Below are 12,178 nucleotides of genomic sequence, written 5' to 3'. Positions count from 1 at the left end.
CATGGCTACTGGATCTTCGAACTCGCGCGTGGAGGCGTACAAGGAGAAGTGGGGCCCCAAGATCGACCGCTACAAGCGGGTCTGGGGCCGATTCGCACAGCACCGACTCGGCGTGATCGGGTTGTTCATCCTCGTGATGTACGTCCTGTGGGCGATCGTGCCCGGCTGGTTCGCCCCGCACTCGACCGAGTGGACGGCGTACCTCGGCACCGAGCCGGGACGCATGACGCCACAGCAGATCGACTCGCTGCCGCACCCGCCGGCGTTCGGTGACCCCTTCTTCGCGCCGATGGGGACGACCGACCAGGGGAAAGACGTGATGACCGAGCTGGTCTACTCCGCCCAGAACGCGATGTACATCGCGCTCGCGGCCGGACTGCTGTCCAGCCTCGTCGGCGTCCCGCTCGGGCTCATCTCGGGCTACTACGGCGACACGTGGATCGACGAGTCGATCCAGCGGCTCGCGGACATCACCTACGGCCTGCCGTTCCTCCCGCTGCTGATCGTCCTCGTGGCGATCCGCGGCGTGAGCACGACCAACATCATCCTCGGCATCGTCGTGAAGTCGTGGGTGAACAACTGCATCATCATCCGGGGTGAGACGCTGAGCCTGAAGGAGCGCTCCTACGTGGAGTCCGCGAAGGTCGCGGGCGCGTCCGACACGCGCGTCATCTTCAGACACATCCTGCCGAACGTCCTGCCGCTGACGTTCGTCTACCTCGCGCAGGACGCGGCCGGCGCCATCCTCGCGGAGGCGTCGCTCGCGTACCTCGGCCTGTCGGACTTCACGGCGTACTCGTGGGGCATCATGCTCGAACAGATACAGAACCGCGGCTTCGTGTTCGAGGCCTGGTGGTGGCTGCTGCCGCCGGGCATCGCCATCACGATGATCGCGGGCGCGTTCTACTTCATCGGCTTCTCGATGGAGGACGTGGCGAACCCCCAGAGGTGACATATGGCTGACCATCTACTCGAAATCAACGACTTGAACGTACGGTACCGCATGGACGGGCCGGACGTCCACCCGGTCGACGGCGTCTCGATGACCGTCGACCACGGGGAGACGTTCGGGCTCGTCGGCGAGTCCGGTTGCGGGAAGACGACGCTCGCGAAGTCGATCATCCAGCTGCTCGACTCGAACGGCGACGTCGAGAGCGGCGAGATCTGGTTCGACGGCACGCTGCCGGCCTGGACCGACGAGCGCGGTGAGGTGCGCCGCGACGTGGTCGACGATCCGCAGTACCCGGTCCGCGAGGACGGCATGACCAACCTCGCCGAGCTCTCCCTCGAGCAGATCCGCGACGTCCGCTGGCGGAACGTCGCGCTGATCCCGCAGAGCGCGCTGAACGCGCTCAACCCGGTCTACAAGGTGGGCGACCAGATCGTCGAGGCGATCACTCGCCACGAGCCGGGAACCGACGTCGAGGAGGCCCGCGGCCGCGCCCGCGACCTGCTCGAACGCGTCGGGATCGACCGCGAGCGCGCGGACGACTACGCCCACGAGTTCTCCGGGGGCATGAAACAGCGCGCGGTCATCGCGATGTCGATGGCGTGCAGTCCAGATCTGCTGATCGCCGACGAGCCGACGACCGCGCTCGACGTGATCATCCAGGACCGCGTGCTCGACGAGATCAAGGGCCTGCAGGACGAGTTCGACGTGGCGATGCTCATCGTGAGTCACGACATCTCCGTGATGGCGGAGACGTGCGACCGCATGGGCGTCATGTACGGCGGGAAGATGATGGAGTCGGGGACGACCGAGTCCATCTTCGAGCGGACCGCGAACCCGTACACGCTCGGGCTGCGCAACTCCTTCCCGACCGTCGAGGAGGACCAGGAGCAACTCGTCTCCATTCCGGGGACGCCGCCGACGCTGCGCGACCCGGACCCGGGCTGTCGGTTCGTCGACCGCTGTCCGTTCGCGGTCGAGGAGTGTCGCGACTCCCACCCGCCGATGTACGACGTGGACCGCGCGCTCGGGGAGGCGACGGGCGAGGTCGCTCACGAGTCGGCCTGTTACCGGCTCGACGACCTCGAACAGGTGCAGGAAGACGCCGCAAAGGAGGAAACATGGCTACAGCAGACGACCCACTAGTCGAGGTAGAGGGACTCAAGAAGTGGTTCGACACCAGCGAGGGCGTCGTCGAGCGGTTGCTCGGCACCGGTACGGACCCGGTCCGCGCGGTCGACGGCGCCTCCTTCGGCATCGAGCGCGGCGACGTGATGGGCGTCGCCGGGGAGTCCGGCTGCGGGAAGACCACGCTCGGCAAGCTGCTGGTGAAGCTGTACGACCCTACCGAGGGCTCGATCCGCTTCCACTTCGACGACGCGACCTTCGACGTGACCGACATGACCCGCGAGGAGGAGACGGAGTTCCGCCAGCGGGTCCAGATGATCTTCCAGGACCCCTTCGAGAGCCTGAACCCGCGGATGACGGTGTACGACACCGTCTCGGAGCCGCTCCGGATCAACGAGATGTACGACTCCTACCAGGAGCGTCGCGACCGCGTCGTGGAGACGCTCAACGACGTCGGGCTCGCGCCGGGCGACGCCTACCTCGACTCGTTCCCGCAGGAGCTGTCGGGGGGCGAGCGCCAGCGCGTCGCCATCGCGCGCGCGATGGTGGTGGATCCGGACTTCGTCGTCTGTGACGAGCCGGTGTCGATGCTCGACGTCTCCATCCGCGCGGGCGTGCTCAACCTGATGAAGGACCTGCAGGACGAGTACGGGCTGACGTACCTGTTCATCAGCCACGACCTCTCGCTGATCCGGTACATGTGCAACAAGACGGCGATCATGTACCTCGGGGACATGATCGAGTACGGGCCGACCGGCGAGATCGTCGACGACCCGAAACACCCCTACAGCGAGGCGCTGTTCGACGCGGTGCCGGTCGCGGACCCGACTCGCGACCGCAAGCGAGCGAACGTCACCGGCGACATCCCGAGCCCCCGGAACCCGCCGAGCGGCTGCAAGTTCCACACCCGCTGTGCGGAGATCATCCCCCCGGAAGGGTGGCAGGGGAGCCAGAACGCCTTCCGTCGCGTGAGCACGTTCAAGCGCCGCGTGCTGAACGGCCTCTCGGTCGAAGACCTCGACGTGGACCCCGGGGCGGAACCGGACGACCGCGTCCGCGACCGCCTGCTGAGCGAGGGGCTCACGCTCGACCAGCTCCCCGAGGAGTACAGACACGAGTCGGAACTCGGCATGGGGGAGGGCGGCGTCGACGTCTCCGCGCTGGAGATCCCCAACGACGCGATGGCGACCATCGAGGAGACGGCCGACCACCTGGTGACGGGCGACGCCGAGGCGGCCGCCGACCGGATCCGGTCGGAGTTCGTCTCGCAGTGCGAGACGGACCGACCGGACCTGCGCTCGGCCAGCCGAAGCGTCGAGGCGGCGTGTCACCTCTACACGGAGGGGGACCGTCGGCCGCCGGAGGACGGACCCGCGTCCGCCCCCGCGGACGACTGAGATGGATCGGTCCCCCTCGCCGCGGTCCCTCCTGCTTGTCGGCTCGTTCGCGCTGCTGGTCGCGTTGGCCGTCGGCGGCGCGCTGTCGACGAGCGCGGCCGTCACCGCCCACATGGAGGCGTCCACGTCGGTCGAGGCACAGGTCGTCGGGATCGATCCCGCGGAGGGCAACGCCGTCACCGTCCGGCTCCGCGTCGCGAACCCGACCGAGGCGGACATGCGGTTCCACGCGGCGTGGCTCCCGGTCTCGGACGGCGAGGACGTGGTCGCCAGCACCGCGGGCCGGAGCATCGACCCCGTCGCGGTGCCCGCGGGCGAGACCGTCACGTTCGGGATCCGCGCCACCGGCGAGGACGTCTCGACCGAGCGGCTCCACGCGGCGGCCGAGGCGGACCGCCTCTCGGCCGACGGGCGACTGACCGGGACCATCGTCGACCGCACGGTAAACGTGGACGTCACCGACGACCGGGCGGGCGCGGGGGGGAGCGACGGGACGACCGGGGGCAACGACACGACCGGAACCGACGGGACGGACGGAGGGAGCGATGCGTAACGAGACGCTCGGCCGCGAGCGGCTGGTCGGCGACCTCTACGTCGAGCGCCGGACGGCGTTTATCGTCCGAGCGGCCGCCGTCGGGACGCTCGCGGGCGTCGTCGTCGGGCTGGCGACGTTCATGGCCGGTCACGAGGACCTGATGCCGGCGGGCGACCACCGGGTCGCGCTGGCCGCGGTGGCGCTCGCGGGCGTGTACGCGCACCTGCTCACGAACGGGCTCCGCGAGAGCGTCGCCGCGGCCGGCGTGGCGTTCGTCGTCGGCGCGGCGGTGTGTATCGGCGCGTGGCTCTGGCCCGTCTACGCGCTCGGCTACTCGGGTGCGGTCGCGGAGCTCGTGGGCGCCCCGCGGCTCCGGGACGCCGTCGTGGACGTGCTGACGATCCAACTGCTCGTCTTCGGCGGGGGCTACCTCGCGGCGGTGACGGTCGAGGGCGTCACGGAGTAGACGAGCGCTCGCGTCACGGAGTGGCGGACGGCCCGAAACCCTCTTTCCCCGACGTTTCCAACGCTCGCGCATGGCACGGGACCTCCCGACCGAGGAGAAGGACGCCAAGGACCGGGGCATGTTCGCGCGTCGGAACGAGGACCCCACGCTCCCGAGCTACCTCTCCTCGCTTCTGTACGTGCTGTCGGTGCCGACGCTGCTCCTGCTGTCGTTCGGCGGCTACTGGCTCGGCCTGTACGGCTACGGCGCGGTGGTCCCGGCGTTCGGCGGGCTGCTCGTGGCGCTGCTCGCGGTCACGTTCGGCCTGATGCACGTGCTGACGGGGCGGTGAGGCGGTGGCGGAGTGCTGACGCGGCGCCCGGGCGCCCGCTCACCGCCCGCTCACCGCCCGCGGGCGTCGGCCCCGAGCGCGTAGAGGAACAGCGCGCCGAGCGTGCCCGCCAGCAGTCCGACCTCGACCGCGGTCGGCGTCCCGGTCCCGCCGCGGGAGAGGTAGCTCCCGATGCTGATCAGCGTCGCGAGGTAGGGGAGGCCGAGCGCGGCGTACAGCTTCGCGCGTCGGCTCGTCGCTCCCGCGAGGACGCGGCGGCCGACCGCGAGGGTCCAGCGGCCCGCGGCGACGGCGCGCCGTCCGACCGCGGCGAGCGACGAGCGGAGGGACACCTCAGTAGGGGACTTCCTCGTACTCGCAGAACACCGGCTCGGTGACGAGGTTCGTCACCAGCGCGAGCAGCGAGACGGCCTCGCCGGGGTCGACCGCGGGCGCCTCCGCGTCGAGGTCGCCCGACCACGCCGCCAGCGAGACGCCGAGCCGGACGCGCCAGTCGTGGACGGTGATCAGCCACTCGCCCGGCTCGTCCTCGCGGGTGACCTGGAAGAGGTACTTGAACGTCTCGTCGTCGCGCCACGAGATGTCCTCGCCGGCCGCGTACTCCTCGAACTGCGGCGTGCCGAACAGCTGGACCAACCGGTAGAGCGCGGTGCCGATGTCGGTGTCGCCCGGCGCCATCGGGTCCGGGTTCAACTCGACGTAGGCGTCCACCTCGTCGGCGTCCAGCAGGTTCACCTCGCGGAGCTCCTCGCCCGCCTCGCGGCGGTCGCGGATCGCGTCCGGGGCCACGGGCTCGACGACGAACTCGCCGAGCGCTTCCAGGTCCGGCGCGTCGGGGTGTTCGCGGATCTCGTACATCAGTACGAGAAGTGCATGAAGCCCTTCAGGCCCGCGTATCCGAGAAGCGCCGAGACGAGTCCGGTCGCCAGTACCAGGAGGCTATCGACGAGCGGGAGCTCGTGGGGCGCGAGGCCGTAGACGAACGTGATCCCGAGGATCAGGAGGATGTAGCCGATCGTCAGTCCCGCGACGCCGAGCAGCAGCGAGCCGATCCCGACGGGCTGGAGCGCCGAGGCGGGCAGACGTTCCTTGATCGTGCTCATGCGTTGGCGGTGCTACCGATTCCCACGATTTATTCCTGTTGGTTCTCGCGCTCGCGCGCCTCCAGGTTCTCCAGCGCCTCGTCGTCCAGCGGGGAGGCCGCGGGGTCGAAGCCGGCGTCCGGCTCCGCGTCCGGGGCCTCGCCGGTCTCCGTGCCGTCCTCGTCCGGGCCGGAGACGTAGTCGAGGTACTCGGAGGGGTGCGCGTCGAGGTTCCGCGCGACGAGGATCAGCGCGACGCCCGCGACGGTGTAGAACACCGGTGCGGGCGCGGTTATCGGCACCTCGCCGGCGACGACCGAGACGTGGAGCGCCTGTCCGACCAACAGCGCCCCCGCGACCCAGAGACCGGTCGCGACCGTCGAGGCGAGCCGCTTCGAGAGCATGGCCGTGCTCGGGCGGCCGGCTACTTGAGCGTACGGCACTCGGATGGGGCGGGTGATCGGAGCGTTTCTGCTGACGGCTGTTCGTCGGGAACTCGGGTTTCCGTGTCTGTCGTGGATCCTGCTGTTCGGGACAGCAACGCCTCGAAAGCCCCAGTCGGCTCGACCGGCCGCGGCACGCTCTGCGCTCCTCGCTCCCCGCAACGCTCGCTGCGGTGCTTGAGGCGCCGGGGCCGGATCGAGCCGACTGCCCCTTTCAGTCCCGCCCCGCACCGCGACCGCGGGCCTCACGCCTCCCCAGCCTCGGCCGCGGGCCGAGCGCGGAACCGCAACGCACCGCAGGCGCTCGGCCCGCGGCCTCCCTCGCGCGGTCGCGGCGACACAGGGTCGCCGCGGCGCGCGCCGACAACACCGCGACCGCATCAGCACCGCGACGCATAGTGCGATGACCGCGACGCGTCCGGACCGCCGTCCGTCTTTCGGCGTCTCCCCGGCAGACTTTTGTCCGGCCCTGCGGTCGGTCTTGGCGAATGATCGCCGCACAGGGAGCGACCGGCCTCGGCGCCGTGCCGCCGCTGTCGCCGTCGATGCTGGTCGTCTTCGCGGTCGTCGCGGCCGCGCTGGTCCTGTTCGTGACCGAGCCGGTGCCCATCGACATCGCCGCCATCGGCGTGCTGGTGGCGCTCGTCGCGCTGGAGCCGTGGACCGGCGTCGACGCGACGACGGGCATCGGCGGGTTCGCCAGCACCGCGACCGTCACCGTCCTCGCGATGTTCGTGCTCAGCGAGGGGATCCGGCGCTCGGGACTGGTCAACATCGTGGGCGACCGGATCGCCGAGCGCTACGGCGACAGCCCGTTCAAGCAACTGCTGGCGGTGCTCGGGCTCTCCGGGGGGACGGCCGGCTTCATCAACAACACGCCGGTCGTCGCCATCATGATCCCGATGGTGACGACCATCTCGAAGCGGACCGGCGTCTCGCCGTCGAAGCTCCTGATGCCCGTCTCCTTCGTCGCCATGCTCGGCGGCACGCTGACGCTGATCGGCACCTCGACGAACATCCTCGCGTCGGACCTGTCGGCTCGCCTGATAGACCACCCGTTCTCGATGTTCGAGTTCACGCAACTCGGGGTCGTCGTCCTGGTGGTTGGCGGGATCTACATGGCCACGGTGGGCCGGCTGCTGATCCCCGAGCGCATCAAGGTGACCGACCGGCTCGTCGAGGAGTTCGAGATGACTCAGTACCTCACGGAGGTCGTCGTCCGCGAGGACTCCGTGCTGGTCGGGCGGACGGTCGAGGACAGCCTCGCGGACCTCGAGGTGGACGCCGACATCGTCCAGCTGATCCGCGGCGACCAGGCGTTCACCGAGCCGCTGGCGCGCAAGGAGGTTCGCGCGGGCGACATCCTGGTGCTCCGCACCGACCGCGAGAGCCTGCTGGACCTCATCGACGCGGAGGGGCTGGACCTGGCTCCGGACGCCGAGGTGACCGACGAGGTTCTCGACGCGGAGACCGGCGAGGTCGAGCCCGCGGTCGACCAGAGCCTCGTCGAGGTGGTGGTCTCGCCCGAGGCGACCGTGGTGGGAGAGACCCTGGAGTCGCTCAACTTCCGCGGCCGGTACGACGCGACCGTCCTCGCGATCCGGCGCGGCGGGCGGATCATCCACGCGCGGATGGACGAACGTCGGCTCCGCGGCGGCGACACCCTCCTCCTGCAGGCGACCGAGGAGACGATCGACCGGTTCGCGAACGACCGCGACTTCGTGGTCGCCCGCGAACTCACCCGGCCCGACTTCCGCACCGAGCGCATCCCGGTCGCGCTCGGCATCGTCGGTGCGGTGGTGGCGGTCGCGGCGCTCGACGTCCTCCCCATCGTCATCAGCGCGCTCGCGGGCATCGTCGCGATGGTCGTCACCGGCTGCGTGAAGCCCAACGAGGTGTACCCCGCCGTCGACTGGAGCGTGATCGTCCTGCTGGCCGGCCTGATCCCGCTGGGCGTCGCGATGGAGCGCTCCGGCGCGGCGGCGTGGCTCGCGGAGGTCGTGGTGCTCGCGTCCGGGACGCTTCCACCGCTCGCGGTGCTCGGCCTGTTCTACCTGTTCACCGCGCTGGTCACCAACGTGATCAGCAACAACGCCAGCGTCGTCCTGATGATCCCGGTCGCGGTCGACGCCGCGGAGGCGCTCGGCGCGAACCCCTTCTCGTTCGTGCTCGCGGTCACCTTCGCGGCCTCGACCGCGATGCTCACCCCCATCGGCTACCAGACGAACCTGATGGTGTACGGCCCCGGCGGCTACAAGTTCACCGACTACTTCCGGGTGGGCGCGCCGCTGCAGGTCCTGTTGACGGTCGTGACGACGCTCGGGATCGCGTTCTTCTGGGGCGTCTGAGGCCGCTCCCGGCCGTCTCTCCCGACCGCGTCTCGGGAACGAACCGGTCTTCAGTCGCCGTTCCCTTCGTCGGAGCATGTACGACGCCGCCGTCGTCGGCTGTGGCGTGATCGGCCGGCGCCTCGCCGACGCGTTCGCGGAGCACGACCGGACCGCCCTCGTCGCCGCCTGCGACCTCGACGCGGACGCGGCCGCGGCGTTGGCCGAGGCGCACGACGCGACCGCCTACACCGACCTCGACGCGATGCTCGCGGAGGCGTCGCCGGACCTCGTCCACGTCGGGGTGCCGCCGGTCGCGCACGCCGAGGTGGTCGACGCGGCGCTCTCCGCCGGGGCGCACGTCATCTGCGAGAAGCCCATCGCGCCCACCGCCGCCGAGGGCCGCGAACTGGCCGCCCGCGCGGCCGAGAGCGACCGCGTGACCGCGATCAACTTCCCGTTCCGCTACACGCCCGGGTTCCGGGAGCTGGTCGACCGCGTGGCGGCCGGGAAGGTCGGCGATCCCCGGCGGCTCTCCCTCCGGTTCCGCTTCCCGAAGTGGCCCCGCCCGTGGCAGGACGTTGAGTGGCTGGAGGGACGCGAGCAGGGCGGACCAACCCGCGAGGTGGGGAGCCACTTCCTGTTCGGCGCGCTGGAGCTGTTCGACGACGTCGCGGTCGTCGACGCGACCCGGGAGTTCGGCGGGCCCGAGGCGTGCGAGACCTCGATCCTCGCGCGGCTCGAGGCCGACGGCGTCGCCGGCGCCGTCGACCTGCTGACGGACTGTGTCGGCGAGCAGGAGAACTCGCTGACCGTGGAGGGGACCGACGGCGCGCTCGCGCTCGCGGACTGGCGGACGCTCGTGGCCGCTCCCGGGACCGACGAGGAGCGCGTGGTCACGGACGCGGACGGCGAGACGACGCTGACGCTCGTCGGCGAGGTGGTCGCGGCGATGGACGGCGCGGACGCGGACCTGGTCGACTTCGAGACGGCGCTCGCGGTGCAGGAACTCGTGGACGACCTGCTGGGGATCGAGGCGTAGCCGGTCGATCGCGGTCGATCGTTCTCCGCGCGTCGAAGCATCCGCAGGCGAGAAACCGCGGCCGCGTCGCTCGGCGGTCGAGAAATCGAAAACGCCCGGAGCGGGATTTGAACCACGGTCGTTCGCTCGCCGGGGCTCGCGTCACTCCCTGATTCAGAATCCCGTCGGCCTCTCGTCGCCGCCGAGTTCGACTCGCTGCGCTCGTCGGTTGGCGGCGACGGAAACGCCCGGAGCGGGATTTGAACCCGCGTCACGACCGTGACAGGGTCGTATGATGGGCCACTACACCATCCGGGCTAACAGGCAGCGGTCCCGAGAGAACGGGAACGCCCGGAGCGGGATTTGAACCCGCGTCACGACCGTGACAGGGTCGTATGATGGGCCACTACACCATCCGGGCTTGCTGCACTCAGGCGTAACCGTGACTCGCAGATAAGGCTTATCATCCGTCCCCGTCGTGTGGTGCGGTCTCACCGTCCCGCGGCGCCGCTCGGGGGGTCCGATGCTCGAGCGTCGGGTGACGACTGGCGTCATGCTTTTATCCTCCCCCGGCGTGTTCCCGAGTGTCACTCGCCCCTCGTCCCGGTTAGCGGCGCGCCCCGCCGCGCTTGACAACTCTTATGAGCGTGCGCGAGATAGAGAACTGTAGTATCTCGTGATAGCTTCTCCCAACCACCAGCACCCATGGTAGACGTAAGCCAACACGAACTCGTCCCGGACCACGTCCTGCTCGACGACCCGGAGGAAGTCGAGGAGGTCCTGGCGGAGTACAACGTGAAAAAGACGAACCTGCCGAAGATCAAACGCACCGACCCCGCGGTACCGGACGCCGCGGAGGTGGGTGACGTGATCAAGATCGTTCGAGAGTCGCGAACGGCCGACCAGGCCGTCGTGTACCGACTCGTCATCTCATGAACAGACAAGACCTACGCACGGTCTCCCGGGAGTACTTCTCGGACGACCGACTGGCCGAGCACCACTTCCGATCGTTCAACAACTTCCTGGGTCGCGGGATGCAGGACGTCGTCGACGAGAAGGAGCGCATCGAGACCGACATCGGCGACAAGGAGGGGCAAGAGCCCGTCTACGTCGAACTCGGGGACGTCCGCATGGTCACGCCCCGCGTCCGCGAGGCCGACGGCTCGGAGGAGCTACTCTACCCGCAGGAGGCGCGGCTCCGCAACATCACCTACTCGGCGCCCGTCTTCATGGAGATGTCCATCGTCCGCGGCGGCGAGGACGAACCGGAGACGGTCGTCGACTCCACCGAGACGAAGGTCGGCCGCATGCCGGTCATGGTCGGCTCGGACAAGTGTAACATGGCGGGCTTCTCGGACGAGGAGCTCATCGACATCGGCGAGGACCCGGTCGACCCCGGCGGCTACTTCATCGTCAACGGCTCCGAGCGCGTGCTGATGACCTCGGAGGACCTGGCGCCGAACAAGATCCTCGCGGAGTACGACACCAAGTACGGCGACGAGATTCAGGTCGCCAAGACGTTCTCCCAGCGCCGCGGGTACCGCGCGCTGGTGCTTTGCGAGCGGAACCGCGAGGGGCTGCTGGAGGTCTCGTTCCCCTCCGTCTCGGGCTCCATCGACTTCGTGACGCTGGTCCGTGCGCTCGGGCTGGAGTCGGACGAGGAGATCGTCCACCGCGTCTCCGACGACCCGGAGATCGTGAAGTACATGCTGGAGAACTTGGAGGAGGCCGAGGTCCAGACCGAGGAGGGGGCCATCGAGGAGCTCGGGAAGCGCGTCGCCTCCGGGCAGGGGAAGAACTACCAGCTCAAGCGCGCCAACTACGTCATCGACCGCTACCTCCTCCCGCACCTCCACGAGGAGGGCGTCGAGGACGAGGACGTGCGCATCAACAAGGCGTACTACCTCTGTCGGATGGCCGAGGCGTGCTTCGAGCTGGCGCTCGACCGCCGCGAGTCCGACGACAAGGACCACTACGCCAACAAGCGGCTGAAGGTCTCGGGCGACCTGATGAAGGACCTGTTCCGGACGGCGCTCAACAAGCTGGCCCGCGACGTGAAGTACCAGCTCGAGCGCGCCAACATGCGGAACCGCGACCTCACCGTCAACACGGTGGTCCGCTCGGACGTGCTGACCGAGCGGCTCGAACACCCCATCGCGACGGGCAACTGGGTGGGCGGCCGGTCGGGCGTCTCTCAGCTGGTCGACCGCACGGACTACATGGGCGTGCTCTCGCACCTGCGCCGGCTGCGCAGTCCGCTGTCGCGCAGCCAGCCGCACTTCGAGGCGCGTGACCTCCACGCGACCCAGTGGGGTCGCATCTGTCCCTCCGAGACGCCGGAGGGGCCGAACTGCGGTCTGGTGAAGAACTTCGCGCAGGCGATGGAGCTCTCCCAGAACGTCGAGGACGAACAGGGACTCAAACGAGAACTGGCGTCGATGGGTGTCGAGGGGATCCCCGGCATCGAGGGCGTCGACCGACAGACGGCGGACGACTAAC

At 69.4% G+C, this 12,178-nt stretch carries 14 protein-coding genes and 2 tRNA genes; 10 read left to right on the top strand and 6 right to left on the bottom strand.

Translation table 11 applies throughout. The features are described 5' to 3' along the window. The first annotated feature begins 1 nt into the window (after nucleotide 1). The 6 genes from ACQE3L_RS05415 (at nucleotide 2) to ACQE3L_RS05390 (ending at nucleotide 4,806) form a co-directional block, all read left to right on the top strand. Complete coding sequence (locus tag ACQE3L_RS05415; RefSeq protein WP_426962747.1) at nucleotides 2–952, top strand: ABC transporter permease; 951 nt, start codon at nucleotides 2–4, stop codon at nucleotides 950–952. A gap of 3 nt (nucleotides 953–955) precedes the next feature. Further along, nucleotides 956–2,095, top strand: coding sequence for an ABC transporter ATP-binding protein (locus ACQE3L_RS05410; protein WP_426962746.1), 1,140 nt, complete (start codon nucleotides 956–958; stop codon nucleotides 2,093–2,095). Beyond that, nucleotides 2,071–3,474 carry an ABC transporter ATP-binding protein gene (locus ACQE3L_RS05405; RefSeq protein WP_426962745.1) on the top strand — a complete coding sequence of 468 codons (1,404 nt, stop codon included), beginning with the start codon at nucleotides 2,071–2,073 and terminating at the stop codon, nucleotides 3,472–3,474. Before ACQE3L_RS05410 ends, ACQE3L_RS05405 begins: the two co-directional genes overlap by 25 nt. Nucleotide 3,475: 1 nt before the next feature. Further along, nucleotides 3,476–4,027, top strand: a complete 552-nt coding sequence (locus tag ACQE3L_RS05400; protein ID WP_426962744.1) for a hypothetical protein — start codon at nucleotides 3,476–3,478, stop codon at nucleotides 4,025–4,027. After that, the gene (locus ACQE3L_RS05395; RefSeq protein ID WP_426962743.1) at nucleotides 4,020–4,475 is read left to right on the top strand and encodes a hypothetical protein; all 456 of its coding nucleotides are present in this window, start codon (nucleotides 4,020–4,022) and stop codon (nucleotides 4,473–4,475) included. The genes ACQE3L_RS05400 and ACQE3L_RS05395 overlap by 8 nt, the downstream gene beginning before the upstream one ends. Before the next feature lie 70 nt (nucleotides 4,476–4,545). After that, nucleotides 4,546–4,806, top strand: a complete 261-nt coding sequence (locus ACQE3L_RS05390) for a hypothetical protein (protein WP_426962742.1) — start codon at nucleotides 4,546–4,548, stop codon at nucleotides 4,804–4,806. 50 nt (nucleotides 4,807–4,856) lie between these two features. Here the strand turns inward: ACQE3L_RS05390 and ACQE3L_RS05385 are convergent, their stop codons facing one another. From ACQE3L_RS05385 to ACQE3L_RS05370, 4 genes are read right to left on the bottom strand one after another with little or no spacing between them, the layout of a single operon-like run. Next, the gene (locus ACQE3L_RS05385; RefSeq protein ID WP_426962741.1) at nucleotides 4,857–5,138 is read right to left on the bottom strand and encodes a hypothetical protein; all 282 of its coding nucleotides are present in this window, start codon (nucleotides 5,136–5,138) and stop codon (nucleotides 4,857–4,859) included. 1 nt (nucleotide 5,139) lies between these two features. Continuing rightward, a complete protein-coding gene (locus ACQE3L_RS05380) occupies nucleotides 5,140–5,664 on the bottom strand; it encodes a hypothetical protein (protein ID WP_426962740.1) in 525 nt (174 codons plus the stop codon). Then, complete coding sequence (locus tag ACQE3L_RS05375; RefSeq protein WP_058367419.1) at nucleotides 5,664–5,909, bottom strand: hypothetical protein; 246 nt, start codon at nucleotides 5,907–5,909, stop codon at nucleotides 5,664–5,666. Before ACQE3L_RS05375 ends, ACQE3L_RS05380 begins: the two co-directional genes overlap by 1 nt. Nucleotides 5,910–5,938: 29 nt before the next feature. Continuing rightward, on the bottom strand, nucleotides 5,939–6,292 hold the full coding sequence (locus ACQE3L_RS05370) for a hypothetical protein (protein ID WP_426962739.1): 354 nt from the start codon (nucleotides 6,290–6,292) through the stop codon (nucleotides 5,939–5,941). A 584-nt stretch (nucleotides 6,293–6,876) separates the two neighbouring features. On the opposite strand from ACQE3L_RS05370, the gene ACQE3L_RS05365 reads away from it, so the two are divergent. Both ACQE3L_RS05365 and ACQE3L_RS05360 read left to right on the top strand, forming a co-directional pair. Next, nucleotides 6,877–8,679 (top strand): SLC13 family permease, encoded by a 1,803-nt coding sequence (locus ACQE3L_RS05365; RefSeq protein WP_426962790.1) that lies wholly within the window; start codon nucleotides 6,877–6,879, stop codon nucleotides 8,677–8,679. Between the two features lie 76 nt (nucleotides 8,680–8,755). Further along, on the top strand, nucleotides 8,756–9,700 hold the full coding sequence (locus ACQE3L_RS05360; RefSeq protein ID WP_426962738.1) for a Gfo/Idh/MocA family protein: 945 nt from the start codon (nucleotides 8,756–8,758) through the stop codon (nucleotides 9,698–9,700). Between the two features lie 224 nt (nucleotides 9,701–9,924). Here the strand turns inward: ACQE3L_RS05360 and ACQE3L_RS05355 are convergent. Together ACQE3L_RS05355 and ACQE3L_RS05350 are read right to left on the bottom strand one after the other, a co-directional pair. Further along, a tRNA-Asp gene (locus ACQE3L_RS05355) sits at nucleotides 9,925–9,997 on the bottom strand. A gap of 30 nt (nucleotides 9,998–10,027) precedes the next feature. Next, a tRNA-Asp gene (locus ACQE3L_RS05350) sits at nucleotides 10,028–10,100 on the bottom strand. Between the two features lie 284 nt (nucleotides 10,101–10,384). Here ACQE3L_RS05350 and ACQE3L_RS05345 point away from each other — a divergent pair. Both ACQE3L_RS05345 and ACQE3L_RS05340 read left to right on the top strand, forming a co-directional pair. Further along, entirely contained in the window at nucleotides 10,385–10,615 is a 231-nt protein-coding gene (locus ACQE3L_RS05345; protein WP_058367416.1) for a DNA-directed RNA polymerase subunit H, read from the top strand. Further along, nucleotides 10,612–12,177 (top strand): DNA-directed RNA polymerase subunit B'', encoded by a 1,566-nt coding sequence (locus ACQE3L_RS05340; RefSeq protein WP_426962737.1) that lies wholly within the window; start codon nucleotides 10,612–10,614, stop codon nucleotides 12,175–12,177. The genes ACQE3L_RS05345 and ACQE3L_RS05340 overlap by 4 nt, the downstream gene beginning before the upstream one ends. Nucleotide 12,178: the final 1 nt, after the last annotated feature.

The organism is Haloparvum alkalitolerans (assembly GCF_050122995.1).
Classification (GTDB): domain Archaea; phylum Halobacteriota; class Halobacteria; order Halobacteriales; family Haloferacaceae; genus Haloparvum; species Haloparvum alkalitolerans.
The sequence above is the reverse complement of the archived record's forward strand: the minus strand, read 5'-3'. Positions and strand labels throughout refer to the sequence as shown.

Bases quoted from the DNA above. Each gene is read 5' to 3' on its own strand.
- ACQE3L_RS05415 (WP_426962747.1), top strand. From the start codon at position 2: ATGGCTACTGGATCTTCGAACTCGCGCGTGGAGGCGTACAAGGAGAAG.
- ACQE3L_RS05410 (WP_426962746.1), top strand. From the start codon at position 956: ATGGCTGACCATCTACTCGAAATCAACGACTTGAACGTACGGTACCGC.
- ACQE3L_RS05405 (WP_426962745.1), top strand. From the start codon at position 2,071: ATGGCTACAGCAGACGACCCACTAGTCGAGGTAGAGGGACTCAAGAAG.
- ACQE3L_RS05400 (WP_426962744.1), top strand. From the start codon at position 3,476: ATGGATCGGTCCCCCTCGCCGCGGTCCCTCCTGCTTGTCGGCTCGTTC.
- ACQE3L_RS05395 (WP_426962743.1), top strand. From the start codon at position 4,020: ATGCGTAACGAGACGCTCGGCCGCGAGCGGCTGGTCGGCGACCTCTAC.
- ACQE3L_RS05390 (WP_426962742.1), top strand. From the start codon at position 4,546: ATGGCACGGGACCTCCCGACCGAGGAGAAGGACGCCAAGGACCGGGGC.
- ACQE3L_RS05380 (WP_426962740.1), bottom strand. From the start codon at position 5,664: ATGTACGAGATCCGCGAACACCCCGACGCGCCGGACCTGGAAGCGCTC.
- ACQE3L_RS05375 (WP_058367419.1), bottom strand. From the start codon at position 5,909: ATGAGCACGATCAAGGAACGTCTGCCCGCCTCGGCGCTCCAGCCCGTC.
- ACQE3L_RS05370 (WP_426962739.1), bottom strand. From the start codon at position 6,292: ATGCTCTCGAAGCGGCTCGCCTCGACGGTCGCGACCGGTCTCTGGGTC.
- ACQE3L_RS05365 (WP_426962790.1), top strand. From the start codon at position 6,877: ATGCTGGTCGTCTTCGCGGTCGTCGCGGCCGCGCTGGTCCTGTTCGTG.
- ACQE3L_RS05360 (WP_426962738.1), top strand. From the start codon at position 8,756: ATGTACGACGCCGCCGTCGTCGGCTGTGGCGTGATCGGCCGGCGCCTC.
- ACQE3L_RS05345 (WP_058367416.1), top strand. From the start codon at position 10,385: ATGGTAGACGTAAGCCAACACGAACTCGTCCCGGACCACGTCCTGCTC.
- ACQE3L_RS05340 (WP_426962737.1), top strand. From the start codon at position 10,612: ATGAACAGACAAGACCTACGCACGGTCTCCCGGGAGTACTTCTCGGAC.